Here is a 25343-nt window from a genome sequence, read left to right as displayed (position 1 = left end):
GCTAATCGCCGTCCAGAATTTCCGGCGCCTGTTCGGAAACGTTGAGACGATCCGCAGTCAGCTTGGCGATGCCGTTCCGGGTCTGATTTACGAGGCGCAGTAATTCCGCCTCGATTGCCCCCAAAGATTCAACGATGTAATCATCCGCCTCACGGCGGATCAACTCTGCATCCGCCCTGGCCTGAGCGAGTATCTGTTCTGCTCTAGCTTGAGAGGCTTCCACAATGGCGTCTCGGGAGACGACATCGTCGGCGTTCTTCTTTGCCATGGCGATGGTTCGATTGGCTTCTTCCTGAGCTTGAGCGAGCACGCGGTCGCGCTGTGCCAGCACTTGCTGCGCTTTTTTGACTTCATCCGGAATGGAAATACGCATTTGATCGATGATTTCCAGCATACGATCTTCGTCAACCACGACGTTGTGGGTCAGCGGAATCGGTCTGCTCTCGTTGAACAATTCCTCTAATCGATCCACCAGGTGTAGGATGTCCATACATTCCTCCGGTCCGGATTGCGGGATGATAAGGACCGCATGCTTGAAGTTGCAAGGTTCAGGCCGAAGCGTACACCGAAGTTGCGTTCCGGTCAACCGGCTTCAATCGAGTAGAGAAGTATCCGGAACCCTGTTCGGACCGTCATCACCGAGCTCTTTGAAGCGCAGGTCGAGTGCTTTGGCGACGTGATCCGGAACGAGACTGCTGATGTCGCCTCCGAAGGAAGCGATTTCCTTCACGGTGCTTCCCGTGAGAAAGCTGTGTTCCTCGCTGGTGATCAGTGCGACGACGTCGATTTCGGGCTCGAGACGATGGTTTGCCAACGCCATGCGAAATTCGTGTTCGAAGTCCGAAAAGACCCGCAAGCCTCGAACGATGACTTGTGCGCCGACTTCCTTGCAGAAATTTACCGTCAAGCCACTGAAAATCGTCGCGCTGATGCGTTTATCGTTCTCGAATTCCTTTCGAACGAGCGCCAGGCGTTGTTCGGGTGTAAACAACAACACTTTGTTGGGTTTGTCGTACACGGCGATGATCATCTCGTCGAACAAGCGGCTTGCACGTCGGGCGATGTCGATGTGTCCGTAATGAATCGGATCAAACGTGCCAGGAAAGACGGCTCGAACCATTAACTCATTTCTCCCTTCTCAAGCCCCCAAAAACGCTTCATCTCAGCGGCGATCCGAGAATGCTCGGGCTGTGATAACGTTGGATCGGCGGTGAAAACGGCCTGCGCCTCTCTGCGAGCCTTTTCGATCAACTTGACGTCCGTGATCTGCGCGGTGTGTAAATCTGTGAAACCGGATTGGCGGGTTCCCAGGAATTCACCCGGACCGCGTTGGTCGAGATCGTATTCTGCGAGTTTGAAACCATCCGTCGTGGATTCCATGGCCGCCAGTCTCTCGTTATCTGCGGCGTCATCGCTGTCCGGAATGAGTAGGCAGTAGGAAGGTTGGTCCCCTCGACCGACGCGCCCGCGGAACTGATGCAGCTGCGCCAGGCCGAATCGATTGGCGCCCTCGACCAGCATGACCGTAGCGTTGGGGATGTCGATTCCAACCTCGACCACGGAAGTAGAGACGAGAATGTCGATTTTTCCATCCCGAAATTGGGACATGATTTCGTCTTTTTCGTCCGGCCGCATGCGGCCGTGCAGCAGGCCGACCCGGAATTGTGGGAAGACCTCGTTGCTCAAACTCTCGTACTCCTTAACGGCGGCTTTCGCTTCGATTTTCTCCGAATCGTCCACAAGAGGATAGATGATGAACGCTTGATGCCCTTGCTCCACCTGTTTGCTGATGAAATGATGCGCACGTGTTCGTTCTTGCGGCCGGAAAACCTTCGTCTCGACCGGCATACGACCTTTGGGCATCTCGTCGATTACCGTCAGATCGAGATCGCCGTAAACGGTCAGGGCGAGCGATCTCGGGATGGGTGTTGCGGTCATCACCAGCAGATTCGGGTTGTCGCCTTTGTCACGTAGGATGGCCCGCTGTTCGACGCCGAAGCGGTGCTGCTCGTCGATCACGGCGAGGCCCAGGTTCGCAAATTTAATCGGTCCTTCCAACAATGCGTGGGTACCAACGATGACCTGGATGGCGCCGCTTTCGAGGTTCTTGCGTATTTCTTCTTTATCGGCTTCCGAAGTGCTGCCAAGGAGTATCGCGATTCGATCTTCGGGAATCCCGGCAGCGGAAGGCAGGATTTCACGCAGGGTTTGGTAATGTTGCTCTGCAAGGATGCTTGTCGGTGCCAGGATTGCAGACTGCGTATCGCACGCGGCTGCGATTCCCACCGCTGCCGCAGCCACGATCGTCTTTCCTGATCCCACGTCACCTTGAAGCAATCGATTCATGGGGTGGGTCGCTTCGAGATCGGATCGGATTTCCTTCAGCGCGCGCTTTTGTGATTCCGTCAGCTCGTACGGCAGCGAGGATTGGAAGCGCTCGATCCATTCCGTTTCCACATGCAGGGAAGGACAGCTGAGGCGTTCCCAGGCCTGCTTTTGACGCAGGACACCGAGCTGGAGCATGAACATCTCATCGAAAGCGAGACGGTGCTGCGCCTGGTGTAGATGATCCCAATCATCCGGGAAGTGAATTTGCTGCAACGCTTGATCCAACGGGATCAGGTTGGCCGAATCGCGTATCGATGCGGGAAGCGGATCGGGGATCCTTGGCGCCAGTCGGGTGACGACGGAATGTATTACCCGGCGCAGCCATTTGCTGGAGACGCCTGCCGTCAGCGGGTATATCGGTACGATGCGGTTGGTGTGGAGCTGTTTTCGCTCCAGCAGTTCCCATTCCGGGCTGTTCATGGTCAGGTGGCCAAGATATTGATCGATCTTGCCGGACAACACGATCGGCCGGTCCGGCTTCAGGCGGTCGGCAATCCAGGGCTGATTGAACCAGGTCACTCGCAGCGAGCCGGTGCCGTCGCTGATTACGGCTTCGACCAGTTTCAACTTTCCGCTGCGTACGGTCCGGGTGTTCACGTCTTCGACCGTGCCGATTACGGTTACTTCATCTCCATAAAAGAGCTGGTTGATGGTTTTCAGTTTGGAGTAATCATCGTAACGGCGGGGCAGATGCCAGAGCAAATCGCCCAGGGTGGACAAGTTCAGTTTATTCAGCGTTTTTGCGGATTTTGGTCCGATGCCGGCGATGCTGGTCAATGGAGCGTTGAGCGCGGCCGGAGGCCCTTGTGGTCCGGCCTTGCGATCGTCTTTGGGCTTTGCTTCGGCTTCGACTGTTTTCGTCTCTGCCGAATCTGCCGAAGGCTTTGGACTCTGCTCTTCCGGTTCAACCGGACTCGCATACGCGGATGTCGCTGCGGAGGGTTGTTCGGCGTGTGATTCCTGCTGGACTTCGGCCACCGATTCTACGACTTCGTTCGTTCCGGAGGGCGATAAATCGGGAAGCGGCAGATCGGGGAACTCGGACTGCAAGCGGCGCACGAGTCCCTCGAGCGCCTCCTTGCGCGAGGCGACCGATAACGTGGGGTAATCCCGGAGTCTGGCGACCACGGCTTCGATCACGTTATCCGGCACTCCCGTCGAGCGCGCTTCGGCCTCCCATGGCGCGAGCATGCGCTGAAGACCGCCGACGACGGCACGATTATCGAAATTGCGATCCATTTCAAGATTTAAATACTTGGCGACTTTTTCTAATGCTGGGTTCATTGGATTAATAATAAAGGCGATGCTGGAAATTTGCCAGAGACTAGATACAAAGTCCGGCGATGCCCAGGGCAGCGGGGCCAACGTAGACGCCCAATAGTGTCGTTGCATCGACGATCATGGGCGGCGTAGTGGATATTTCCACCAGCGCTTCGGCCAGCGCTTCGGCTTCTTTTTCAGCAGCAGTATGCAGGATGGCCAGGCGTTGGAGAGCTTTCCACGATCTTGCCAGCGCCGATAATTCCTCGATGGCCCGGTTTCGCGTGCGGACGAGCGCTTTACGCACGACCTCACCTTTCTCGACTCCGACAAGTAAACGAATGCGGAGCATCTTCCCCAAATTCGCAGTCGCCCATCTCACGCGACCGCTTCGCAGCAGATAATCTTGTGTGTCCAGCATGGCGATCAGATGAATCTTGCTTCGTGTTTCGTCCATCTTTTGGAGTAAGGTGGGCATCGGCATACATTCGGAAACCGCCTGGGCTGCCTCTATCACTTGAAATCCCAATCCCAGGGAGACCTGCTGACTATCGTAGATGTGGACACGACCATCGAAGTTCTGCGCAGCCCGATTGACGACGTTGATCATCCCACTCAATTTCGCCGAAAGGTGAATCGAGAGTATTTGGTCGTACCCGGAAGAAAGTCGTCTCTCATAAACCTCTTCATAGGCAAGAGGGGACGGGGCGGCGGTTGTGGGAGGCGTCTTGAATTGGGGTAAGCGTCGATAAAATTCGTCCCGGGTGAGATCGATGCCATCCCGATAGGTTTTCCCCTCGACAGTGAGCAGCGCGGGAACAACGTCGATGTCCAAAGCCCTCGCTGTCTGCTCCGGGATATCGGAAGTGCTGTCGGTTACGACGGCGGTTCTTTGGCCGCGGGCGCTCATGTAAGTCAATCTGCGGCCTCTAGGACAACGATGCCGAGACTGTCCAGTCCGAGGTACGCCGTGAGGCAAGCGCCGTAGGAAGTCGTTGAGATGGAAACGTCAGGATATACAGGCCGCAGTCGTTCGATGATCGAGAGGCTTTCTTGCGTCGCTTGGGAACATTCCTGAAGAATCGCCAGATGTTCGATGGTTGAGAATTCGAGTACGAACTCGATCAGTTTTTCTATCGCGCGTGTGCGCGAGCGGACTTTCTCCATCGGGATCATTTTCCCTTCCTCGAGCGTGAGAAATGGGATGATCCCCAGCATGTTGCCCAATATCGCCTGGGATCGGCTGATGTATTGATTTTCTTCCAGGTAGAGAAGATCGTGCATGAAAAAGACCATGTAAAGTCGGGGGATGATGTTTCTCGTGAGCCGGATGAGGGATTCGAAATCGGCTCCATGGCTGGCAGCCTTGACCACCGCCTGGATGAGCAGACCCAATCCATAGGACACGGATTGAGAATCGATGACCTGGATTTTTGTTTTCCCCAGGAAGCGCTGGCTGGCGGCTTCCGCGTTGGCTACGGCATTACAGAGGCCCGCAGAGGTATGAATGGATAGAATTTGATCGCTCTCGGATTGCAGACGGGCATAGATCGAAGCAATCTGGTCGACCGAAAACGGTTCGATCTTCGGGACACTCTGGCATTCTTCGATGACCGAGTGATAATCACGCATATCTACATCAGCCCGGTCCTCGATTGTCTTGCCCCCACATTGAATCTGCATCGGAGCGAAAGATACCGGGTATTGAGAGACGATACTTTGGGCGGGAAAACGTGCAGAACTATCGGTTACGATGCTGATTCGGGCCATGTTTATTCGATGGACATGATGATTTGATAGTGGGGTTGACAACCCTCAACGACTTCGATCTCTTGATCCGTATAGATCTTACGCAAATTGTCGGCGATCTCGTTTGCCAGTACGGCATTGAGATCCGCACCGTAGAAGAAGGTTATCAATTCCTTCTCTTCTGCTTTGGCAAGGGCGAGCACATCCTTGGCAACCTGCTCGATGTCATCGCCCGATACGGCGAGGCGGCCGTTGAGGAGCGCGATGATCTGGTTTTCTTGAACCTGGACGCCGTCGATCTCGACGGAACGTGTCGCCGTTGTGATCTCTACACATTCGACGTCCTCGAGTGCGGCCGTCATCGCCTTGACGGTCTGGTCGAAATCACCCTCCTTGTTGAAGGCGAACAATGCGGAAATCCCCTGGGGCACGGAAACGCTGGGAATGACGGCAACCTGCTTGACGGTCAGATCGATTACTTGCTTGGCGGCCAGGACGACGTTCTTGTTGTTGGGAAGGATGATGACTTTGTCGGTGGGGAGGTTTTCGAAGGCACTCAGAATTTCTTGGGTGCTGGGATTCATGGTTTGGCCGCCTTCGACGATTGAAGAGACTCCGAGGCTGGCGAAAACACGGGCGATGCCAATACCCGGCGCCACGGCGACCGTCGCAATGTCGCCGGCTTGAATCGTCTCGAGCTGAATGCTTTCCAGGGCTTGTCTCGAAGATTGCGCCGCCATCTGCGCCATTAAATTCTCGATGGCAACGTTGGTGATCGTTCCCAGAGTCTTCACGTATTCGATCGGTTCGTATTCCGTCTTGTCGGGCACGTGAATGTGCATGCGCATGATGCCGTCGCCTTCACCGACCTGGATCGAGGTCCCCAGCGTTTCGAGGTGGTTGTAGAAATCCTGAACGTTGAGTGCGGACTCCGGATGGAAGTCGATCACCACTTCCCAATCCTGTCCCGGTTCGATCGCTTCGGTGGCGTTGTCCAGATTGAGAGCGCTCAGGGGCTGCACGCCGATTACGGGTTGGTCCAGGGGCATGGAATACACCGCCCGCAGCATGCCCTCGAGAATGAGGAACAAGCCCATGCCGCCGCTGTCGACCACGCCGGCTTCTTTCAGCACAGGAAGCAGCTCCGGGGTTCTCTGAACCGATTCGTCGGCGGCGACGACGATGCGTTCCAGCAGTTCGTACGCGGAGTGCGTGCCGTTCTTCACGGCTTTCTCCGCCTCATTTGCGATGTCTTTCGTGACCGTGAGGATGGTGCCTTCGACCGGCCGCACGACCCCTTTGTAAGCAGTTTCTCGCGCTTCGGAGAGTGCTGCGGTCATACTCTCGACATCCATCATTTCCAGGTCGTCGAGCACCCGCGAAAATCCGCGCCAGATTTGTGAAAGAATAACGCCGGAATTTCCGCGTGCGCCCATCAACGCACCGTGTGCGATCGAGTGGGCTACCTGGCCGATCGAGCGGTTGGTATCCTTGGAGGTCTCGTCCATGGCGGACTGCATGGTCAGCACCATGTTGGTGCCCGTATCTCCGTCAGGTACGGGGAATACGTTGAGGGAGTTGACCAGCTGTTGATTGGTGCGCAGCCAGACCAGTCCGGCGGCCGTGAGCCGGCGCAGCATGTTGCCGTCGACGGTTTTATAGCGATCGATCAGGCGCTGGCGGGCCGATTCGTCAATCTGCGGGATCACATCACTCATTGTCTACCTGTCCTCAGTCGATCAGTCCGTGTCGCTGACGCGCAGGTCCTGCACGTGAACGTTAACTGCAGAAACCGGCATTCCGATCGCCCGCTCGACCTGAAAGCGCACGGCATTGGCGACGCTTCCAGCAACGGAGGAGATGCGTGTCCCGTATTCGACAATCACGTAAAGATCGATCGACATGTGATCTTCGTAGGCGTTTACATCGACACCGTGCCGAGGATCTCGTGCGATCACATTGGCGATGCCGTCCACGAAGTTCTTGGACGCCATGCCGACCACGCCGTAAGATTGTAGCGCAGCTTGCGATGCAATTGTGGCGATTGCCTTTGGGGCGATCGTGATTCGTCCCAAATACGTAGTTTCACCGGTCATTTATCTTTGCCTCCGAGGTGGCAGCAATCATTTGATACATCCATTATCATGTGGTAAGATTTGTGCCGCTGGAGTGGATTGTCAACTCCTTAAGAAAGGGTATCCGATGGCCAAGTGTGAAAATTGCGGCAAGACGACGACATTCGGACACAACCGCAGCTTCTCGATGAAGGCTACCAAACGCACCTTTCGACCGAACCTTCAGAAGATCCGCGTGGTCGAGAATGGTCGTTTGGTGCAGAAGACGCTGTGTACGAAATGTATAAAACGCCTCGCTCGTGTCTGACATCAATAGACATCTTAGCTACTGAATTAAACCCGTCTATGGACCGCCGCCTCGGCGGTCTTCTCCATTAATTTAACCCGAAATTCGCCGATTGGCTTCGATATATTCCGCTCACTCGAGCACGTCGTCAAAGTTGATGCAAATACGGAATTCTGCGGTGTAAACGGATCTCTTTTCATCCTGCTGAAGTGGCTGTGTAGATTTGCGTTTGGGTAGAGAAAAAACGCAAACGGGTCGGTATGAGAACATAACCCGTACAATGTGTACGCAATCATACCTTCTCGATCTCCGCTTGACAAGTTGAATCATTGGACGTCGAGACTCCCGGTAATCGGCATACGAGACACGGACTGCTCGGGAAAAGGATGAACATTTATGTCAACTATCTTCGTGCGGACGGATTCTTTTCCGTCGCAAGTTGGCCACAGCCAGCCTGTATGTTGATCCCACGGCGCAGACGCATCGTTGCGGAGATCCCGAGTCGTGTAAGCCTTTCCAGAAAGTGATCGGCGACCTTCTTCGTCGTTGCATCGCCGACGAATTCCGGAGTGGGGTTGAGGGGAATGAGATTAACGTGGCAATTAAGGCCGTGGATAAGCTCTATAAGGGCATCCGCCTGCTCGGGGCTGTCGTTGACTCCCCGTATCAACGCCCATTCGAAGGTGATCCGTCGGCCGGATTTGTGCACGTATTCTTTGCAAGCAGCGATGAGAGTTTCTAAAGGGTAGCGTCGATTCACCGGGAGTAGTTGGTCCCGCAGAGAGTTTGTGGCGGCATGCAAGGATACGGCCAGATTGAACTGCCATCCTTCCCGGGTGAAGCGTTCGATCCCCGGGGCCAATCCCACGGTCGATACCGTAAACCGCCTGGCACCGAAATTAAAGCCCGCCGGATGGTTGAGACGAACGAGTGCATCGAGAACGGCGTCGTAGTTGTGGAAGGGCTCTCCCATACCCATAACAACGACGTTGGTGATCTGTTTCTCCTGTTTGGCAAGCCGTCCGGCAAAACGGATGACCTGTTCGACGATTTCTCCGCTGCTCAGATTTCTACCGTATCCCATTTGCCCGGTAGCACAGAACGTGCAGCCCATGGCACAGCCAACTTGTGAAGAGATGCAGACCGTGTTCCGATTTTTATAACGCATGAGAACCGCTTCCACACGGAGTCCGTCAGCCAGTGCGAACAGAGTCTTTTCCGTGCTTCCGTCCTCGGAGCGTAGAGTCGCTGCTTCACTCAAATCCTTGAAGGAGAACCGGGCTTTAATTTTTGCCCTCAAAGCGATGGATAAATCCGTCATACCGTCAGGATCCGAGGCCAGGCGTTGGTATACGCCATGCCAAATCTGTCGGGCGCGGTATGCTGGTTCCCCCCATTCTTCGAGCTGCAGTGTGAGTTGATCCAGGGAGAGATCGAAGATCGACGCTTTTGACCTCATACAGTCACTGCGGCCAACTCGACGCTGAGCGCTTTGAGGTCATCGAAAACCCAGTCCGGTTGGATCGAGGCGTTTTCGAGATCGTGCCGGTCAGTCACGCCAGTGAGCAGCAGCGCCGTAGCCAGGCCCGCGTTCTTGCCTCCCAGTATATCCGTATCGAGCCTGTCGCCGAGAACGAGCGTCTCGTCCGGTTCTGTGTTCAACTTGTGCAGCGCAAGCTCGAACAGGTGGGTTTCAGGTTTTCCGATGACAAGGGGTTTTATGCCCGTCGCGACTTGAAGCGCAGCAAGCAGGGCGCCGTTTCCGATTGCAATCCCGCGTTCCGTCGGAATGCTCGGGTCGGGATTCGTGCCGATAAACATGGCGCCGTCCCCGATGGCGTAGGCCGCTTCGGACAGCTTGCGCCAGGATACCTCGTGATCCAGACCGACGACGACGGCGCTGGCCCCATCTGATTTTGTGCAGATCTCGAAGCCGGCGGCTTCGAGCGCTTGTCTCAGGGGGGATTCGCCCACCATGAAGACTTTTCCATCCAGATTGCCGTGATGGCGCAGGTAATCTGCTGCCGCCATTGCGGAGGTGATCACGTGACTCGGGGGAATTCGCACGCCTGCGGTCCCGAGACGGTCTGCGAGTAATTCTGGTGTCGTAGTTGCGTTGTTCGTCGCCACGACAAAATCAAGCTGACGGGTGTCCAGCACGGAGAAAAATTCAGAGAGTCCGGGCAGGGGAGTAGCGCCACGCACCAGGACGCCATCCATGTCGATGATCAAGGCGCGGATTTGATCCAGAGTCTTCACATGCATCCTTTCGTTATTCTTCAGTGTCAACGAACTCGACCGGGATAATCGCTTCCCGGAACATTATAATGGCTTCCCTGATTTCATGGGGATCAACAGGAGCTTTCCGCTGCCGGAGATCGATATTCACGTTTCAGCGCCTGTGTGATTCTTCGGGAGTGGGTTAGAGGAAATTATGGAATGAATTTCTGTACGAGATAATCGAAGACCGGCTTGTCGATTCGTCCGGCTTGTAAATCAGTGCGGTCTTCGAAATTTTCGTTGCCGATGAAACTCTGTAGAGCTTTTTGAGTTTCAACGTCGAGTTCTCCATGGATTGCGCCCTTGTAGTATCCCTGCTGCTGCATGATCTCTTGCAGCGTCTTCGCCACGTCGCCCTCGATTTGGAGTTCATCTTCTTTCGAACTCTTTCCGAAATAAAGCCGATGTAGTTTCAACAGCGACGCCAGTTGTGGGACCGGGTCGATGTGGTCGTCCACGCGGTAATCGATCCAGCGATCGTTCATACCGCCGTAGCCGGCCTCGGGTTTGACGACATACAGCGCAGCGCTCTGCCGCCCCCGGCGGTCGCCGCCGGCGCGATCTCCGGCGAGCAGCGCATTGAGCAGGCGTTCGGGGAAATCGCCTTCGAATTCCAGATACGCCCGAATCATTGCATCGATGGTTTCCGGACCGGTAAGGATGTTTCCCTGGACGGCGTAATGCTCACCTGTGCGTCCACCGGCCCAGTCATGGCAGTCATCTCCGGTAAACGTGGCCGCTTTGCCGTGCGTATCGATCAGGCCAACCTGACGCATTTCGCGTTCCTCGTCGTCTTCCAGCAGCAGTGCGAGGGTTTCACTCGCAGACAAGCCTTCTTCCATATAGGCCAGCCCGCGAGGTCCATAGGTCGTATTGGCGTAGGACTGCGTCGCCACGGCGCCTGCGTTGGCTCTGGCCCAGGGTACGACGGCGCCTACGGCGGGGAATTTCGAAGCCACAGCGATTCCCCAGGCAGTTTCGTTGGGATCAAATGCCACGATGGAAAACGTCGATAGTCTGAGCAAGTCGCTTTTCCTGGCTTTGGGAAGAACTAGGCGGCGTCAGGCAGGGTTTCATCGAGATAGGCAAGGTCTTTCCCTTTCTCGTCCTGCAGTTGGGGTTTGCTGTCGCCGTGGATTGCGTCGGCATTCACGTTGACCCTGCGTATTTCGGGCCGTGAGGGGATTTCATACATCACGTCGAGCAGCGCGCCCTCGATCGTGGAGCGCAGACCTCGGGCACCCGTCTCGTGTTCCATGGCCAATTGGGCTGCGGCTTCCAAAGCTTCCTCATCGAATTGGAGTTCGACGTTGTCCATTTCGAAGAGGCGTTGGTATTGGCGTACGAGCGCGTTCCTCGGTTCGGTGAGAATCGCACGCAGCGCGTGGATGTCGAGCGGATCGATGCTGATCGTCACCGGAAGCCGACCGACGAGTTCCGGGATCATTCCGTAGCGCATGAGATCATCCGGGGTAATGTACCGCAGTAGTTGGCTTTCGTGCGACTTGATCGTGCTTTTGTCTGTCACTGTACCCGTGAACCCCATACGGCCGCGCCGGCCCAGGCGTTCGGCGACGATTTGCGCCAGACCGTCGAACGTTCCCCCGCAGATGAAGAGAACATCCGTGGTGTTAACCTGGATGAATTCCTGCTGCGGGTGTTTTCTTCCGCCCTGGGGAGGCACGTTTACGGCGGCCCCTTCGATGATTTTCAAAAGCGCTTGCTGTACACCCTCTCCGGAAACGTCGCGGGTGATGCTGGGGTTGTCGCCGGTCTTGCGTGCAGTTTTATCGATCTCGTCGATGTAGACGATGCCGCGTTCGGCGCGAGGAACGTTGAATTCCGCAGCCTGGAGAAGGCGCAAGAGGATGTTTTCGACGTCCTCCCCGACATAACCTGCCTCCGTAAGCGCCGTTGCATCCGCGATGCAGAAGGGAACGTCGAGGCTTTTTGCGAGTGTTTGGGCCAACAGCGTCTTTCCACAGCCCGTAGGGCCGACGAGAAGAATGTTGGCCTTTTCCAATTCCACGTCGGTACGACCGCGGTGGGCGATGCGTTTGTAGTGGTTGTATACGGCAACCGAAAGCACTCGTTTCGCACCGTCCTGGCTTACGACGTACTCATCCAATTTCCCATAGATCTCTCGGGGTGAAAGTGGGGGTTTTGCCGACACCGCCGCTGCGTTGGATAAGCTGGGTCTATCATCCTGCAGAATGTCGCGGCAGAGATCGACACATTCGTTACAGATGAAGACGCCCTCAGGACCCGCGATCAGCCGTTTTACTTCCGCTTCAACCCGGCTGCAGAAGGAACACTCACGGATTTCGGATTCTGAAGAGCGTCTTCGGGTCATCGACCTTTATTTACTTTCCTTTTTCTCTTTTTCGTCCGATTCTCTTTCATCGGAAGGGTAAAGCACGTGGTCGATGATGCCGTAATTCTTCGCCGCATCACCGTCCATGTAGAAATCGCGTTCCGTGTCAGCTTCGATCAAATCCAAGGACTGTCCGGTGTGCTTTGAGAGTATAGTATTCAATTTTTCCCGCAGGCGCAAGATTTCCTTGGCTTGAATCTCGATGTCGGTTGCTTGACCCTGTACGCCGCCCAAGGGTTGATGCAGGTGGATCGTGGCGTGGGGTAAAGCGTAACGCATGCCTTTGGTGCCGGCGGTCAGGAGCACGGTGCCGAACGAGGCCGTAACGCCGACGGCGACGGTCGATATCGGCGCGCGTACCTGCTGCATCGTGTCGTAGATCGCCAGGCCGGCATAGATCCCGCCTCCTGGCGAATTGATGTACATGTAAATCTGCCGCTCGGGGTCTTCACGATCGAGATACAACAATTGGGCGATGATCAGATTGGATATCTGATCGTTAATCGGTGTTCCCAGGAAGATGATTCGTTCTCTCAGGAGCAGCGAATAGATGTCGTACGCTCGTTCTCCGCGGCCGGTAGGTTCGATTACCATGGGAATGGCAGATCTAGGATCAATAATTGTCATCGTTTCTACCCTCACTCTTTTTCGGACGTCTCTTCCGTTTCGGATGGTTCTTTCTCGGATACCGCTTCTTCTTGTACTTCTATTTTATCGCCTTCGCCTTTCGCGATCGCGATTATTCTCTTGAACGCCTTCTCGGTCAGTAGATCCAGGCGGATGCGGCGTCTGCCCTCTGGGGTGTCGATGACTTTGCGGAATTCACCGGCACGTTCCTTGAAGGGCTCAACGATGCGTTCGATCTGCTCGTCGATTTCCTGATCATCGACTTCCAGGTTTTCCTCTTCAACGATTTTACCCAATACGAGCGCCTTCAGCAGGCGGTTTTGGGCTTGTGGAAGCAGCTCCTCGCGTAGGTCGTCCAGCGTCTTCCCTTCGATCTTCAAATAGTCATCCAGGGTCATGTTTTGCGAAGCCAGGCTCTTGCTCCATTCGGTGACCAGTTCGTCGATTCCTTCTTCCAACAGGATCGGCGGATACTCGAAGTCGGCTTTATCTACAAGGGCCGCCATGACTTCTTCCGTGTAGTTCGAATCGGCTTCCTGCTGTGCCGATTGGATGAGATTGTCCCGCAGCTTCAGACGCAGATCGAGGAGGTCGTTGAATTCACCCATGCTCTGGGCGAGATCGTCCGACCATTCTGGTATGAGGCGTGATTTGACCTCGACACATTTAACGTGGAACTTCGCTTCCCGTTGGCGCAGCGACTCGACGGGATAATCTTCCGGGAACGTGTCTTCAAAGTCGAGTTCCTGACCCGCTTCGATACCCACGAGATGCTCAGCGATGCCCTGGATCGGCCAGCGCGCATCTTCGCTGAGAAGAATCTCCGTGCCTTTCATGTCCATGATCGAAGTATCTTCTCCTGCTTCAGGCGCCTTCAGTTCGCTGGTCACGTCGATGATGACGACGTCCGACATTTGCGCGGGGCGATCGGCAGGCTCGATCAAGGCTCGACTTTGCCGGATTTCTTCCAGTACTTTTTCGAATTCTTCGTCGCTGACCTCGGGGGTTTCGAAAGGGACGCGGACCTTCTGATAGTCACCCAATTCTACATTGGGTTCAAGCGGCACGGTGAAGCGCAAGACGAGCGGATCCTGGCTCACGATTTCTTCGAGAGTCCCCGGAGCATAGGGATTGAGGTCAGATTCCTTGATCGCTTCCCGGTACATTTCCTGACCGAGACCGTCCAACGCCTCCTCGAAAATCGCCTCGTGGCCGACTTTATTGAGTATCACTTCGTAAGGCGCTTTTCCGGGGCGAAAACCCGGGATTTTGACGTCTTTCGCCAAACGGCGAGCAGCGGCTTGCATGGCGGCTCGGAAGCGGTCTTCGGGCACCTCGACCGTCATTTCGACCTGACGATTTTCAAGATCTTGCGTTTTTACGTTCAAAGCCATTATCCTCTCGGAATCTGCACCATCGGCTGGCGCGGATTTCGTGCGCTTCGAAGGCAGACTCTTGTTCAGCTCGATTTTCCGAATGCAGGAGTAGGGAAGGCGGGATTTGAACCCGCACGCCCGAGGGCACGTGATCCTAAGTCACGCCTGTCTGCCAGTTCCAGCACTTCCCCGTTCAGGAGATTATAGCTTCCGTGCAGGACTGTGTAAAGACGGGCTCACTGCTTCCGGATCGTTTTCAGGTTGGAGCGGATCTGCGCCAGGTGAATCACGTCGTGATCGGTGGCGAATTTCAGTATTTCTGCGAGGTTCGTGGGTCCCAGGAGGGAGTGGCGGGCAGGCCGGTTCCATTGCTCGTGGGTGAGAGATTCAAGCTGTTCGATGAGATCTAAACGTGCTTGCGTAAAAACCTCGAAGGCGTCTTCGCCGGATTGCTGCGCGTAGCCGCGTTCTGCAGACCATTGATCGGTATCTTTGGCGGAAATATGCGGGTTGTCTTCCGACATCAATGTCCGCACACGAGGCAAGTACACCTCGCGTTCGACATCGCGCAGGTGGCATAGAATCTGATTGACCGCCCAGGCGTTTTTCTTGGGTGGTCGATTCCACTCCGTTTCGTCCAACGCAGGAAGTACGCTGTGCAGGGCGGAAAGATTCCCTCGCAAGCGGGCCAGGATTGCCTGGGGGTGTCCTTCGGCGTCGTTACGAACTTCCTGGTGGGCTCGCTCGATCCAGGCCGTGGCAGCGAGAAGGTCTCCACCGGGGTAGTGGTCCGAATCGTGATTCACATCGAAGACTGCAAGCCCCAGGTTTTGTGCCGGAAGGAGATCGTCTGTTGGATCGTTGCCGATCATTGCGGCCTGGTGCGGTGGAAGACCCAATCGAGCGAGAATTTCCGCGTAGTATTCCAAACGGGGCTTGGCGAAATGGAAACTTTCATAACTCGTCACGAGCGTATACGCATACCTGTCCACCGGTACTCCCGCCCAATCCAATCGATGCTCGATCGCAGCGAGTGGAAAAAGGGGACTGGTGGCAATAACGACTTCGATGCCTTTATCGAGCGCCGACTTTATGAGTTGATCGGCACCACCGCGAGGCGCCGTTAGCGATTGCAGGCCGGGGAAAACCTCAGCGTAGAACTGGTTGATCTCTGGGATCAAGTCTTCCGCTTCGATGTCAAAATGGGGAAAGAAATGATCGGCGAAAACCTGCTGCAAGGTGCGGGTGGGATCGGTGTTCTCCATCATCGCCAGACTGCCGGCCATGACCAGCGAGGTGATCTGTTCCGCCGGCGCCAGATTCGAGAGATGCTCGCCCAGCCGGTCGAGGTAGACCGGCAAGAAGCGTTTCATGTCGTTAGCGAGCAGTGTGTCGTCGAGATCGATGAGCAGAGCGGATATCACGTATCATTCTCTGGATGGAGTAGAGCGGCGAGCTCGAGGTGGCACTCACCGCATCCAATTTCTGGTTCGGCGACGTTTTCCAACGTACGCGTGCAAAATGCACTCACTTCAACCCGGCGGTTTAACCCGAGGAAGCCGGAAACCACGCGCGCTTCCAGAACCATACGCTTGCATGCGTTTGCCATCACGATCCGAGGCACGCGGCATTTTGCACACAGATCGGGCGTATACTTGCCACCGTTCGGTGTGCGTTCGATCAACCGGCATTCCTGGATCGAGCGGCCTCGATGGAAGTCCTGGTAATAATAGGGACATTCGTTTCCCGCAGGTGTTCGCATAGCCAATTTTCTGGGGTCAGGCTCGGGTGACGTACGATCCGTTGCGTGTGTCCACTCGAATGGTATCGCCTGTTTCGACAAAAAGCGGTACTTGGACTTTCAAGCCCGTTTCGGTTGTGACGCTTTTGTTCGCTCCGGTGGCGGTGTCCCCTCTGACGGCCATCTCAGCTTCGACGACCTTCAAATCAACGGTCGTGGGCAGTTCAACATCCAACGCTTCACCTTCGTAAAAAGTAAGCTTGACTTCCAATCCTTCAGTTAAGTAGTATACCGCCTCACCGAGTATGGATGCGTTGAGCGCCGGTTGTTCGTACGTCTCTGTGTCCATGAAGTGATACAGGTCGTTGTCTTTGTAGAGGAATTGCACCACGTGATAATCGAGACGAATGTCCTGTACCTTGTCGCCGGAGGTGAAGGTTTTTTCCAGCACGGAACCGGTCCGAAGATCACGGACCTTGGTGCGAATGGTCGCCTTGCCTCGACCGGGCTTATGATGGCTGTATTCGATGACTTTATACAAGCTGCCATCCAACTCGAAAGTCACTCCGTTTCGCAGTTCGTTGACGTCAATCACTGGGTTTTTCCTTTAAGCTGAGATGGTGGCATTATAGCGTCTCTCGCGTGGAAGCGTCAATTGTGGCGCGATGAGACGGACTTCGTCGATGGCCGCGGTGCAAAATCGGAATCGTTTAAGATTGTCCCAGCTTCAGTTTGTATCTGCGTCGATCGGGACGAGAAGGGCGGTGATATTGTCTTTTCCGCCGTTGGCGATGGCGGTCAGGATGAGTTCGTCGCACGTCTTTTGGGGTGGTTCGCCGCGGCGCAGCAATGCCAGAATTTCCTTCTCCGAAACCATGTCGGTCAGGCCGTCGGTACAGAGAAGGATCTGGTCGCCTGGCTGCAGCTCGAGTTCGTGCGTTTCGGGTTCGATGCGATCGCTCGCCCCAAGTGCCTGGCTCAATGCCTGTCTTGGAGGCCATAAACTTGGATTCTCAGGAAGGACTCCGTCACGCTTCGCCTGCAGGAGGAGGGTGTGATCCTGGGTGAGGACGCGAAGTCTGTCGTGACGATAAAGGTAGGCACGGCTGTCACCCACATGCGCCACCCAAGCCGTATGGGGCGGGGAGGGGATCCAGAGGAGGACGATGGTCGTTCCCATGCGGAGGTTGTTGTCGCTACCACCGGCTGCTGCAAGTATGGCTTCGTGCGCCGCAATTATGCTGGCCAGAATGGTTTCCTGAGGCGTTTGATGGTCGTTGGGATTGTGAGCCGATAAATATTCTTGAATAGTGCGGACGGCAATGTAACTCGCAATTTCACCGGCCAGATGACCCCCGATCCCATCAGCCACAGTATAAACACTCAAATCCGTGTCGACGCTGTAATTGTCCTCGTTCTTCTCGCGCACGATACCTGTGTCCGTAGCAGCGCCATACTCCATCCTGTCACTCCATTGATTTTCGGCCTTCAAGCGCCGAAAAATGATCTGTCAATTTAATGCTGCAACACGGCCATACTATAACGGAACTATTTTTCCGGCAATTTACCAAAATTCACGATTTGAACGGAAATCCGGTCTGATGGTATCGCCCAGCGTTGTCGTCCTCTTTTGTGATCTTTAAATCAAATGGATTCTGAAGGGGTGCTCAAATCCCCAGCCAGCGTGACGTAGCTTCTGCAAGTTCTTCCATGGAACCTGTGCGCATCGTACAGCGGGGAAGCGAGTCTATGAAGGCACGGCCGTATTTCTTGGAAATAATTCGACGATCGAGCACGAATACGACGCCCCTATCGGACTGGGTGCGTATGAGGCGGCCAAATCCCTGTCGAAATCGAAGTACGGCCTCCGGAAGGGTGTACTGGTCGAACGGAGATTCATACATTTCCGCACGCGCAGCGACGATAGGATCGTTGGGTACGTCGAAAGGCAGGCGTGCGATTCCCAATACGGACAAAGCCTCACCGGGCACGTCAACGCCTTCCCAGAAAGAGCGAGTCCCCACTAGTACGGACTGTTTGGAAGAGCGGAACCTCTCGAGAAGCGCGTGGCGAGACGCTCCCGAGGTCTGTTCCAGCACGTCGACGCCTGCCTGCATGAGCGAAGGGGCAATGGCGCGAGCCGTCCGATTCAATTGCATATTCGATGTAAACAAAACGAGAGTTCTACCGAGCGTGGTGTGGCAGAGCCGAATCAACGTTTTTTCGACGGCGCGCTGATACGCCTTTCCGTCAGACGGCTCCGGAATGTCGTTGATGAGGTAGAGCAGGGTGGAAGTCTCGAAATCGAAGGGGGAACCGAGAGCAAGCTCATCGGCGTCTACGGCGTTCAAGCGCTGCTTGATGTAATCGAATTCCCCACCGACGGTCAGTGTGGCGGAAGTCATCACCACCGTTTCTTTCTCGTGCCACAGAAACCGCTCCACGAGTGGCCCCACGCTGAGCGGCGCCGCGTGCAAAACCAGGTCACCTGCACCGATCTTGGTTTGCAGCCAATAGATGATCTGTGGGTCGGGCTCGAAAATCATGTTCTCCAGGTTGGTGACGATCTCCGTCAGACTGCGCGTCGCAATGCGTGCTGCCGTGGCCAGGTTCTCGGCGGTCTCTACGCCGGTGGCGGCCATGTCCTCCAATGCTTCACTCAGGGTGGATAAAGATTGTGTGACGGCCGAGAGCGGCCCGCGGGCGTTCTCCCAGGCGATTTCGACGTCGGACCATTTGGGGAGGGTGCGTGAAGCGGGTACGATGCGAAGACGCTGCCCATAGGGTCCGACGGGTTTGTCATCGCGCTGCTCCGTCAGGTATTCCGATAGCGTGTCGAACAATCGTTGGGCAAGTTCCGTACAATCGTGCCGCTGGTCGGAAATGGAGACGACGATTTGCTCCACGTTCTTGACCACGTTGGCCGGCAGTTCTTTGCGCGCCAGTTCGAGGATTTGATGAAGCAGGCCGTCTTTGACGCTTCCGAGGTCCCGCAGCATGAACCCCAACGCGCTTTGGCTGACCTGGAAACTCAAGCCGTTCGTGGTCGCTGATTCGAGATGATGCGCCTCGTCGACGATGAGGTAGCGATATTCAGGGATGACTCGGTTGCCCGTGGCGATATCGGCCAGCAAGAGTGCGTGGTTGACGATGATGACGTGTGCGCTCTCCGCAAGGCGGTGAGCCTGGTAGTAGGGGCAGGCGCCGTTGGTGTGCTCGAGGCAGACTTCGGCGGAACAGTCTTCCCCTTCGGCCGACAGACGCGACCAGGCAGCAGCTTCCCGGGATGATAGATTGATCTCACTCCGATCTCCGCTGCCGCCGCTGTAAAGCCAGACCAGGATCTTCGCCAACATGCGCATTTCCTCCGGTGTGCGCGGACCGATTTGGCGCAAGCTGGCCAATCGTCTGGGGCAGATGTAATTCGAGCGCCCTTTCAGTATAGCGGCGCGGTAATCGGCATCGAGAATGCTGCACAAGTCGGGAATGTCTTTGCGGATGAGTTGGTCCTGCAGGTTGATGGTATTGGTAGAAATGACCACACGTTCCTTGTTCATTGAAGCCCAGGAAAGCGAGGGCAGCAGGTACGCCATCGATTTCCCGATGCCGGTTCCGGCCTCTACGAGCAGGTGCTGGCCATAAGACAAGGCATCGCATACTGCCTGCAGCATGGTGATTTGCTGCGGGCGATGTTCGTAGGCCGGGAAACGCTTATCGAAAAGGCCGCCGGGCTCCAGGATGGCGGCAATTTCATCACGGTCGAGCGGTTCGAGATTTTCATTGGCGGTGAGTGGAGAGGCATCCGAGGAAGCGGGTTTGAAAAAACGTGCTCGTCCGGCATCGGTTGAAGACGAAGCCCCTCGATCAGATTGCATCTCCTCGAGCGTTCGATCGAAGAACCATCCGGCATCCCATTCGATTTCGGCACCCAAACGACAAATCTCCTCCAGCGCTTCCGGAGGAAGCTCCAGTGCTTTATCCATCAGACGTAGAAAAACCTGTCGTGTCGTGTGGGCATCTTCGAGCGCACGGTGGGAGGTCATCACGGGAACGGCCAGGAAGCTCGCCAGTCCGGCCAGATTGTATCGTCCGGCGGAGGGTAAAAGCACGGTGGCGATGGTGTAAGTGTCCAAACCGAGATTGTTGCGTAAAACACCTTTCGGTTGAAGGAAACTGAGATCGAATCGGACGTTGTGTCCCAGCACAATGAGATCGCCGGCGAAATCTTGAAAATCTTGAATGACGTGCGAAAGGCGTGGGGCATTGGCGAGCATCTCGTCTGTGATGCCGGTCAGTGAGGTGATGAGCGGATCGAGCGGCCGACCCGGATTGACCAGCGTCGAAAATTCGTTTTCGACACGATTGCCGCGGAATCGGACGGCCCCGATTTCGATGATGGAATCTCGTTCGGGGTCCAGTCCGGTGGTCTCTAAATCAAAGGCAAGCAGGGTTTCTTTCATGTTATTCTGGCGCATTATAGCATCAGAGCGTCCCATCCATGCTATACTCGGGTCGTGCCAAAATACGGCGGAATCGATTTACGCGCGATGGAGGCATGAAATTCAATGGATCAGGGAAACGAACAATGATTCTCGGTGTTTTCATTTTCAACAGGCGTGCAGTGAGGAATCTCTCTTGATGACGCATCACGAGATCAACGATCTCGAACTTGCGGCGATGGCTGCAACCGATGCGGAAGCGTTTGGGGAGTTGTACGAACGGCACGTCCGTAGAATATACAACTACATCTACTATCGCACGGGAAACCAGCAAGATGCGGAGGATTTGACTGCACGGGTATTCCAGCGGGCGCTACGCCACGTGCCGAAATTTGAAGACAAGGGCGTTCCATTCTCGGCCTGGCTTTATCGTATCGCCCACAATCTCGTGGCAAATTGGCACCGGGATCGAAGCCGCCGGCCCGTCATTCCACTGGAAGATCACGTGGCCGTCAGCAAGGTCAGTCACCATCCGGAGGCGGAGGCGATCGTACAAGAAGAACAATCGATGCTGCTCGATGCGGTCCGGACCTTGCCCGACGATCGACAACAATTGCTGATATTGAAGTTCGTGGAACGATTGTCGAACGCCGAAATCGGCGAGATTATGGGCAGAACGGAAGGCGCAATTAAGAGTTTATATCATCGGACGCTGATTGCACTGCGCGAAGAAGTGCACGCCAGAGAAAACCAGTCGGCTTCGGGAGATGAATAGGAATCATCATAGTCTATTGCATTCGACGACCGTTGCAATGCATGTAAATGATGGCAGTAGCTGAGCGAGTATGGATGTTGGAGGAAAATCCACAATGGCCGCGGTCAAGCCTGAGCAACTCGATAATAAAGACTTAGAGCGGATATTGGCCGAAACCTTGGTACCCGTCGAACCCAGGAGCTTATTCGTCAAACGACTGAAAGCTCGGCTGGTTCATTATCACGGCGGCAATCTGTTTTCGGGTTGGATGGTCATCGTCGTCTTGGCAACTATCATCCTGGTCGCTGTGACCATCATCCGGCTTTTCGTGCGCGGCATTTCGTCGTGGGGTGGGTTGATCAACAACTTGAGCCGCAGGCGGCGTGGTTCGACAGAACCCACTTCGATTTCGGCTTGAGGTTGATTCCACCGATATACCGGCATTCCGGCGCATGGCCCATCACATTGTGTGTCGAAAAAACCGAGACGCTCGATATGAGCGTCTCGGTCGTTGACGAATACTCTGCCGCTGCGTATGCCGATCGGTTAGAATAACCCCCATTCCGCCGCGGCTTCATCTTCCATCATGCTCTGGTCCCACATTTCCATTCCCAGTTCGATTTTCGTCGGCTTGTTGGCGACTTCTTCTGCCTTGGCGCGAGCCATCTCAAGCAGTGCAGGTCCGTAAGGGCAAAACGGCGTGGTGAGGATCATTTTCACCGTCATGCTCTCGTCCTCGATGTGCACTTCTCGGATCAATCCCAATTCGATGATGTTCAAGCCGAGTTCGGGATCGACTACTTGCCGGAGGGTATCTCGGATTTCCGCAGCGAGCTTGGGATGCGTTGAATCGGCCTCCCAAATGGTCTTCAATTCAGTGTTGTCCTGGGTCATGGAGATACCTCTTCCGCCGCGGTAGCGATGGCGAAGGCGCAGTGGGAATCTCCCTTCGTCAGACACGTAACTTGCTCGACCGGCAGGGAAAGCGATTTGGCGATGAACTCCTGATCGAGCAGGCAGACTTCCGGATGCTCTTGTGCGAGTTTGAAGTACGGACAACTCAATTCACGGATGATGACCTGGTCTTCCTTCAACTCCAATTCTGCGTCGAAACCCTCATCGGAGAGCAGGTCAACCAATCGCTGCAGCCGTTCGTGCAGCGGAAGGGCTCGTAATTGTTCGGCGTATCGTTCGGCGAGCGTGTCTGCGATTCCCGAAAATAACTCGTTGACCTTCTCGTCCGAAATGGAATCTTTGATCTCCTCCAATAAACGATTTGTCAGGCGGAAATAGCGGGAGGGAAAACGCTCCCGGCCGTCATCGGTGAGCAGGAAGACGTGATGCGGTCTGCCGACGCCGCTGCGCACTTCTTTGGCTTGAACCAGGCCTTCCGCTTGAAGATGGGTGAGGTGATGGCGTACGGATACGGGAGAAATGCCAACTGTCTCGGCCAGTTCTTTGACCGTGCACTCGTCCTGAACACGCAATGCACGTAAGATCGTATCACGCGTTCCAGAAGTCATAGTAATCGCGAGTATAACCTCATGGGGACGATCTGTCAATATTTTAGATTTTTATCATTTTTATCCCCCACATAATTCCGATGTCGACTTTTCGAGGCCGTACGATAGGTGAATATTTATTATTTTTATCAGAAATATTGACGACTAGATTGAAGGATGCTATAATCCCGTCTATGCGATTCAGACAAGCTAGGTCGCAGCGTTGCTTACTGCGACTGGAGGGAATAAATGGGTACCGCGCTGGAGATACGGGACCTGCACGTCTCCATCGAGGGGAAAGAAATCCTTAAGGGCGTCAATCTGAAGATCAAGCAAGGTGAGATTCACGCGTTGATGGGACCGAACGGAACCGGAAAATCCACGCTCGCGTACGCACTCATGGGACATCCCAATTATGAAGTAACTCGTGGGGAAGTGGATTTCCAAGGTAAAAATATCATCGAACTCAACCCGGATGAACGCTCGCGACTGGGATTGTTCCTCGCCTTTCAATATCCCGTGTCCATTCCCGGTGTGACCATGGCGAACTTCCTGCGCATGGCGATCAACGCCAAACGAAAAAACGACGATCCGGAGTACAAGGGAATCTCGATTCCCGAGTTCAGGAAATTGCTCAAGCAAAAGATGGACTTGCTCGAGATGTCGCATGATTTTGCGGGGCGGTATTTGAACGAAGGTTTCTCCGGAGGAGAGAAGAAGCGGGCCGAGATCCTGCAGATGGCCACGTTGGAACCTCGCATAGCCATTCTGGACGAAACGGATTCGGGTCTTGATATCGATGCCCTCAAGATCGTCTCCCATGGTGTAAACGCTTTAGCGGGTCCGGATCTGGGCGTACTCATCATCACGCACTACCAGAGGATTTTGAATTACATCAAACCGGATTTCGTCCACGTCATGTTGAACGGACGCATCGTAGAATCCGGTTCGGCGGAATTGGCCTTGCAGCTCGAAGAGCATGGCTACGATTGGGTTCGAGAGAAGTACGCCGAGGAGCCAGTGAAGGCGTAGTGAAGGTGGAGTGGAGGTATTGACATGGCGACGCGATCGGATCTCGAACATCTCGAAGGTTTGGATGAATACAAGTACGGATTTCGCGATCCGGATGTCTCGGTTTTCAAAACCCGCAAAGGCCTCGATGAGGAAGTTGTTCGGCAGATTTCGGCGATGAAGGGGGAGCCGGATTGGATGCTGGAATTCCGCCTCAAAGGTCTGAAACACTTTCAGGAGCGCCCGATGCCCACGTGGGGCGCGGACCTGAGTCAGCTCGACTTCGACGACATCTATTACTACGTTCGGCCTGCTGAGCAAGAAGGAAAATCCTGGGATGACGTACCAGAAACGATCAAAGAAACGTTTGACCGCCTAGGGATCCCGGAAGCGGAGCAGAAATTCCTCTCCGGTGTGGGCGCGCAGTATGAATCGGAGATGGTCTATCATAGCGTGCAGGAACAACTGGCCAAAAAGGGCGTCATCTTCGTGAGCATCGAAAACGGCTTGCGCGATCACGAAGAATTGTTCCGCAAGTATTTCGGAACCGTAATTCCGATCACGGACAATAAATTCGCGGCGTTGAACAGCGCCGTGTGGTCGGGCGGCTCATTCGTTTACGTGCCGCCGGGTGTGAAAGTGGAGCTGCCCTTGCAAGCCTATTTTCGCCTCAACGTCGCCAACATCGGGCAGTTTGAGCGGACGATGATCATTGTCGACGAGGGTGCGCAGGTGCATTACGTGGAAGGCTGTACAGCGCCATCTTACACGACGAATTCCTTCCACAGCGGTGTAATTGAGATCATCGTGAAAGAGAACGCCCGCTGCCGCTATACCACCATTCAGAACTGGTCGACCAACGTTTACAACCTGGTGACACAGCGCTCGATGGTGAGCGCAGGTGGCACCATGGAATGGATCGACGCCAACCTGGGCAGCAAGGTGACAATGAAGTATCCCTCCTGCTACCTGATGGGACCGCGGGCGCACGGCGAGATTCTCTCCATGGCCTTCGCCGCCGACCACCAGCATCAGGATACCGGCGGCAAGGTGATCCACGTTGCGCCCAATACGACCAGTAAGATTACATCGAAGTCGATCAGCAAGGGCGGCGGCCGGGCATCTTATCGCGGCCTGTTGAAGGTGTACGATGGCGCCAAGAATTCGAAATCCAATGTTGTTTGTGACGCGCTGCTGCTCGACGAGAATTCCCAATCAGATACCTATCCGTCCATCGAGATCGACGAAGAACTGGTGAACATCGGCCACGAGGCTTCGGTGAGCAAGGTGGGCGAAGATCAACTCTTCTATTTGATGAGTCGTGGGTTGAGCGAAGAGGAGGCGATCACCATGGTCGTCTCTGGTTTCATCGAGCCGTTGGTCAAAGAACTGCCCATGGAATACGCCGTGGAAATGAATCGATTAATCCAGGTCCAGATGGAAGGTTCGATTGGCTAATCCCTTTGTGCTGCAAACGAAGG

At 55.0% G+C, this 25343-nt stretch carries 25 protein-coding genes and 1 tRNA gene; 5 read left to right on the top strand and 21 right to left on the bottom strand.

What is annotated here, in order from left to right; translation table 11 throughout:
- Position 1 precedes the first annotated feature (1 nt).
- From P8Z34_01540 to P8Z34_01510, 7 genes are all read right to left on the bottom strand, one after another.
- On the bottom strand, positions 2 to 490 hold the full coding sequence (locus tag P8Z34_01540) for a hypothetical protein (protein MEJ2549346.1): 489 nt from the start codon (positions 488 to 490) through the stop codon (positions 2 to 4).
- Between the two features lie 102 nt (positions 491 to 592).
- Entirely contained in the window at positions 593 to 1120 is a 528-nt protein-coding gene (gene coaD, locus P8Z34_01535) for a pantetheine-phosphate adenylyltransferase (GenBank protein MEJ2549345.1), read from the bottom strand.
- A complete protein-coding gene (recG, locus tag P8Z34_01530; protein MEJ2549344.1) occupies positions 1120 to 3672 on the bottom strand; it encodes an ATP-dependent DNA helicase RecG in 2553 nt (850 codons plus the stop codon). Before recG ends, coaD begins: the two co-directional genes overlap by 1 nt.
- A 40-nt stretch (positions 3673 to 3712) precedes the next feature.
- Entirely contained in the window at positions 3713 to 4558 is an 846-nt protein-coding gene (locus P8Z34_01525; protein ID MEJ2549343.1) for a DegV family protein, read from the bottom strand.
- Positions 4559 to 4563: 5 nt separating this feature from the next.
- On the bottom strand, positions 4564 to 5418 hold the full coding sequence (locus P8Z34_01520; protein MEJ2549342.1) for a DegV family protein: 855 nt from the start codon (positions 5416 to 5418) through the stop codon (positions 4564 to 4566).
- Between the two features lie 2 nt (positions 5419 to 5420).
- Positions 5421 to 7115, bottom strand: coding sequence for a DAK2 domain-containing protein (locus P8Z34_01515; protein ID MEJ2549341.1), 1695 nt, complete (start codon positions 7113 to 7115; stop codon positions 5421 to 5423).
- Positions 7116 to 7136: 21 nt separating this feature from the next.
- Positions 7137 to 7493, bottom strand: coding sequence for an Asp23/Gls24 family envelope stress response protein (locus tag P8Z34_01510; protein ID MEJ2549340.1), 357 nt, complete (start codon positions 7491 to 7493; stop codon positions 7137 to 7139).
- A 106-nt stretch (positions 7494 to 7599) separates the two neighbouring features.
- Between P8Z34_01510 and rpmB the strand changes: the two genes are divergently transcribed.
- Entirely contained in the window at positions 7600 to 7779 is a 180-nt protein-coding gene (rpmB, locus tag P8Z34_01505; protein MEJ2549339.1) for a 50S ribosomal protein L28, read from the top strand.
- 382 nt (positions 7780 to 8161) lie between these two features.
- Here the strand turns inward: rpmB and rlmN are convergent, their stop codons facing one another.
- The 12 genes from rlmN to P8Z34_01445 form a co-directional block, all read right to left on the bottom strand.
- Positions 8162 to 9217, bottom strand: coding sequence for a 23S rRNA (adenine(2503)-C(2))-methyltransferase RlmN (rlmN, locus tag P8Z34_01500; protein ID MEJ2549338.1), 1056 nt, complete (start codon positions 9215 to 9217; stop codon positions 8162 to 8164).
- The gene (locus tag P8Z34_01495; protein ID MEJ2549337.1) at positions 9214 to 10017 is read right to left on the bottom strand and encodes an HAD-IIA family hydrolase; all 804 of its coding nucleotides are present in this window, start codon (positions 10015 to 10017) and stop codon (positions 9214 to 9216) included. The genes rlmN and P8Z34_01495 overlap by 4 nt, the downstream gene beginning before the upstream one ends.
- 173 nt (positions 10018 to 10190) lie before the next feature.
- Positions 10191 to 11063 (bottom strand): DUF1028 domain-containing protein, encoded by an 873-nt coding sequence (locus P8Z34_01490; protein ID MEJ2549336.1) that lies wholly within the window; start codon positions 11061 to 11063, stop codon positions 10191 to 10193.
- A gap of 26 nt (positions 11064 to 11089) precedes the next feature.
- Positions 11090 to 12391, bottom strand: coding sequence for an ATP-dependent Clp protease ATP-binding subunit ClpX (clpX, locus tag P8Z34_01485; protein MEJ2549335.1), 1302 nt, complete (start codon positions 12389 to 12391; stop codon positions 11090 to 11092).
- A gap of 6 nt (positions 12392 to 12397) precedes the next feature.
- The gene (locus P8Z34_01480) at positions 12398 to 13039 is read right to left on the bottom strand and encodes an ATP-dependent Clp protease proteolytic subunit (protein MEJ2549334.1); all 642 of its coding nucleotides are present in this window, start codon (positions 13037 to 13039) and stop codon (positions 12398 to 12400) included.
- Positions 13040 to 13050: 11 nt separating this feature from the next.
- Positions 13051 to 14427: a trigger factor gene (tig, locus tag P8Z34_01475; protein ID MEJ2549333.1), complete on the bottom strand. Its 1377-nt coding sequence runs from the start codon at positions 14425 to 14427 to the stop codon at positions 13051 to 13053.
- Between the two features lie 97 nt (positions 14428 to 14524).
- Positions 14525 to 14606: transfer RNA gene (locus P8Z34_01470), tRNA-Leu, on the bottom strand.
- Between the two features lie 45 nt (positions 14607 to 14651).
- Complete coding sequence (locus P8Z34_01465; GenBank protein ID MEJ2549332.1) at positions 14652 to 15839, bottom strand: DinB family protein; 1188 nt, start codon at positions 15837 to 15839, stop codon at positions 14652 to 14654.
- Positions 15836 to 16177, bottom strand: a complete 342-nt coding sequence (locus P8Z34_01460; GenBank protein MEJ2549331.1) for a hypothetical protein — start codon at positions 16175 to 16177, stop codon at positions 15836 to 15838. Before P8Z34_01460 ends, P8Z34_01465 begins: the two co-directional genes overlap by 4 nt.
- A gap of 16 nt (positions 16178 to 16193) precedes the next feature.
- Positions 16194 to 16751 (bottom strand): elongation factor P, encoded by a 558-nt coding sequence (gene efp, locus P8Z34_01455; protein MEJ2549330.1) that lies wholly within the window; start codon positions 16749 to 16751, stop codon positions 16194 to 16196.
- A 132-nt stretch (positions 16752 to 16883) separates the two neighbouring features.
- Positions 16884 to 17618: a protein phosphatase 2C domain-containing protein gene (locus P8Z34_01450; GenBank protein MEJ2549329.1), complete on the bottom strand. Its 735-nt coding sequence runs from the start codon at positions 17616 to 17618 to the stop codon at positions 16884 to 16886.
- A gap of 205 nt (positions 17619 to 17823) precedes the next feature.
- On the bottom strand, positions 17824 to 20631 hold the full coding sequence (locus P8Z34_01445) for a helicase C-terminal domain-containing protein (GenBank protein MEJ2549328.1): 2808 nt from the start codon (positions 20629 to 20631) through the stop codon (positions 17824 to 17826).
- Between the two features lie 163 nt (positions 20632 to 20794).
- On the opposite strand from P8Z34_01445, the gene P8Z34_01440 reads away from it, so the two are divergent.
- On the top strand, positions 20795 to 21370 hold the full coding sequence (locus P8Z34_01440) for a sigma-70 family RNA polymerase sigma factor (GenBank protein ID MEJ2549327.1): 576 nt from the start codon (positions 20795 to 20797) through the stop codon (positions 21368 to 21370).
- Between the two features lie 94 nt (positions 21371 to 21464).
- Positions 21465 to 21767 carry a hypothetical protein gene (locus P8Z34_01435; protein MEJ2549326.1) on the top strand — a complete coding sequence of 101 codons (303 nt, stop codon included), beginning with the start codon at positions 21465 to 21467 and terminating at the stop codon, positions 21765 to 21767.
- A 128-nt stretch (positions 21768 to 21895) separates the two neighbouring features.
- Here the strand turns inward: P8Z34_01435 and P8Z34_01430 are convergent, their stop codons facing one another.
- Both P8Z34_01430 and P8Z34_01425 read right to left on the bottom strand, forming a co-directional pair.
- Positions 21896 to 22243: an iron-sulfur cluster assembly protein gene (locus P8Z34_01430; protein MEJ2549325.1), complete on the bottom strand. Its 348-nt coding sequence runs from the start codon at positions 22241 to 22243 to the stop codon at positions 21896 to 21898.
- Positions 22240 to 22872 (bottom strand): ArsR family transcriptional regulator, encoded by a 633-nt coding sequence (locus tag P8Z34_01425; GenBank protein MEJ2549324.1) that lies wholly within the window; start codon positions 22870 to 22872, stop codon positions 22240 to 22242. The genes P8Z34_01430 and P8Z34_01425 overlap by 4 nt, the downstream gene beginning before the upstream one ends.
- 228 nt (positions 22873 to 23100) lie before the next feature.
- Between P8Z34_01425 and sufC the strand changes: the two genes are divergently transcribed.
- Together sufC and sufB are read left to right on the top strand one after the other, a co-directional pair.
- Positions 23101 to 23883, top strand: a complete 783-nt coding sequence (sufC, locus tag P8Z34_01420) for a Fe-S cluster assembly ATPase SufC (GenBank protein ID MEJ2549323.1) — start codon at positions 23101 to 23103, stop codon at positions 23881 to 23883.
- A gap of 24 nt (positions 23884 to 23907) precedes the next feature.
- Positions 23908 to 25320 (top strand): Fe-S cluster assembly protein SufB, encoded by a 1413-nt coding sequence (gene sufB, locus P8Z34_01415; protein MEJ2549322.1) that lies wholly within the window; start codon positions 23908 to 23910, stop codon positions 25318 to 25320.
- Positions 25321 to 25343 lie beyond the last annotated feature (23 nt).

It is taken from the genome of Anaerolineales bacterium (assembly GCA_037382465.1).
Classification (GTDB): Bacteria; Chloroflexota; Anaerolineae; order Anaerolineales; family E44-bin32; genus WVZH01.
This window is presented reverse-complemented; position numbering and strand designations above follow the sequence as displayed.

What these genes read in the sequence shown, in the direction of transcription:
- rpmB (MEJ2549339.1), top strand. Translation starts at nt 7,600, where the DNA reads ATGGCCAAGTGTGAAAATTGCGGCAAGACGACGACATTCGGACACAAC.
- P8Z34_01435 (MEJ2549326.1), top strand. Translation starts at nt 21,465, where the DNA reads ATGGCCGCGGTCAAGCCTGAGCAACTCGATAATAAAGACTTAGAGCGG.
- P8Z34_01445 (MEJ2549328.1), bottom strand. Translation starts at nt 20,631, where the DNA reads ATGCGCCAGAATAACATGAAAGAAACCCTGCTTGCCTTTGATTTAGAG.
- clpX (MEJ2549335.1), bottom strand. Translation starts at nt 12,391, where the DNA reads ATGACCCGAAGACGCTCTTCAGAATCCGAAATCCGTGAGTGTTCCTTC.
- P8Z34_01480 (MEJ2549334.1), bottom strand. Translation starts at nt 13,039, where the DNA reads ATGACAATTATTGATCCTAGATCTGCCATTCCCATGGTAATCGAACCT.
- P8Z34_01525 (MEJ2549343.1), bottom strand. Translation starts at nt 4,558, where the DNA reads ATGAGCGCCCGCGGCCAAAGAACCGCCGTCGTAACCGACAGCACTTCC.
- P8Z34_01460 (MEJ2549331.1), bottom strand. Translation starts at nt 16,177, where the DNA reads ATGCGAACACCTGCGGGAAACGAATGTCCCTATTATTACCAGGACTTC.
- sufB (MEJ2549322.1), top strand. Translation starts at nt 23,908, where the DNA reads ATGGCGACGCGATCGGATCTCGAACATCTCGAAGGTTTGGATGAATAC.
- rlmN (MEJ2549338.1), bottom strand. Translation starts at nt 9,217, where the DNA reads ATGAGGTCAAAAGCGTCGATCTTCGATCTCTCCCTGGATCAACTCACA.
- recG (MEJ2549344.1), bottom strand. Translation starts at nt 3,672, where the DNA reads ATGAACCCAGCATTAGAAAAAGTCGCCAAGTATTTAAATCTTGAAATG.
- P8Z34_01430 (MEJ2549325.1), bottom strand. Translation starts at nt 22,243, where the DNA reads ATGACCCAGGACAACACTGAATTGAAGACCATTTGGGAGGCCGATTCA.
- P8Z34_01515 (MEJ2549341.1), bottom strand. Translation starts at nt 7,115, where the DNA reads ATGAGTGATGTGATCCCGCAGATTGACGAATCGGCCCGCCAGCGCCTG.
- sufC (MEJ2549323.1), top strand. Translation starts at nt 23,101, where the DNA reads ATGGGTACCGCGCTGGAGATACGGGACCTGCACGTCTCCATCGAGGGG.
- P8Z34_01440 (MEJ2549327.1), top strand. Translation starts at nt 20,795, where the DNA reads ATGACGCATCACGAGATCAACGATCTCGAACTTGCGGCGATGGCTGCA.
- P8Z34_01520 (MEJ2549342.1), bottom strand. Translation starts at nt 5,418, where the DNA reads ATGGCCCGAATCAGCATCGTAACCGATAGTTCTGCACGTTTTCCCGCC.
- coaD (MEJ2549345.1), bottom strand. Translation starts at nt 1,120, where the DNA reads ATGGTTCGAGCCGTCTTTCCTGGCACGTTTGATCCGATTCATTACGGA.
- P8Z34_01510 (MEJ2549340.1), bottom strand. Translation starts at nt 7,493, where the DNA reads ATGACCGGTGAAACTACGTATTTGGGACGAATCACGATCGCCCCAAAG.
- P8Z34_01450 (MEJ2549329.1), bottom strand. Translation starts at nt 17,618, where the DNA reads ATGGAGTATGGCGCTGCTACGGACACAGGTATCGTGCGCGAGAAGAAC.
- P8Z34_01540 (MEJ2549346.1), bottom strand. Translation starts at nt 490, where the DNA reads ATGGACATCCTACACCTGGTGGATCGATTAGAGGAATTGTTCAACGAG.
- P8Z34_01425 (MEJ2549324.1), bottom strand. Translation starts at nt 22,872, where the DNA reads ATGACTTCTGGAACGCGTGATACGATCTTACGTGCATTGCGTGTTCAG.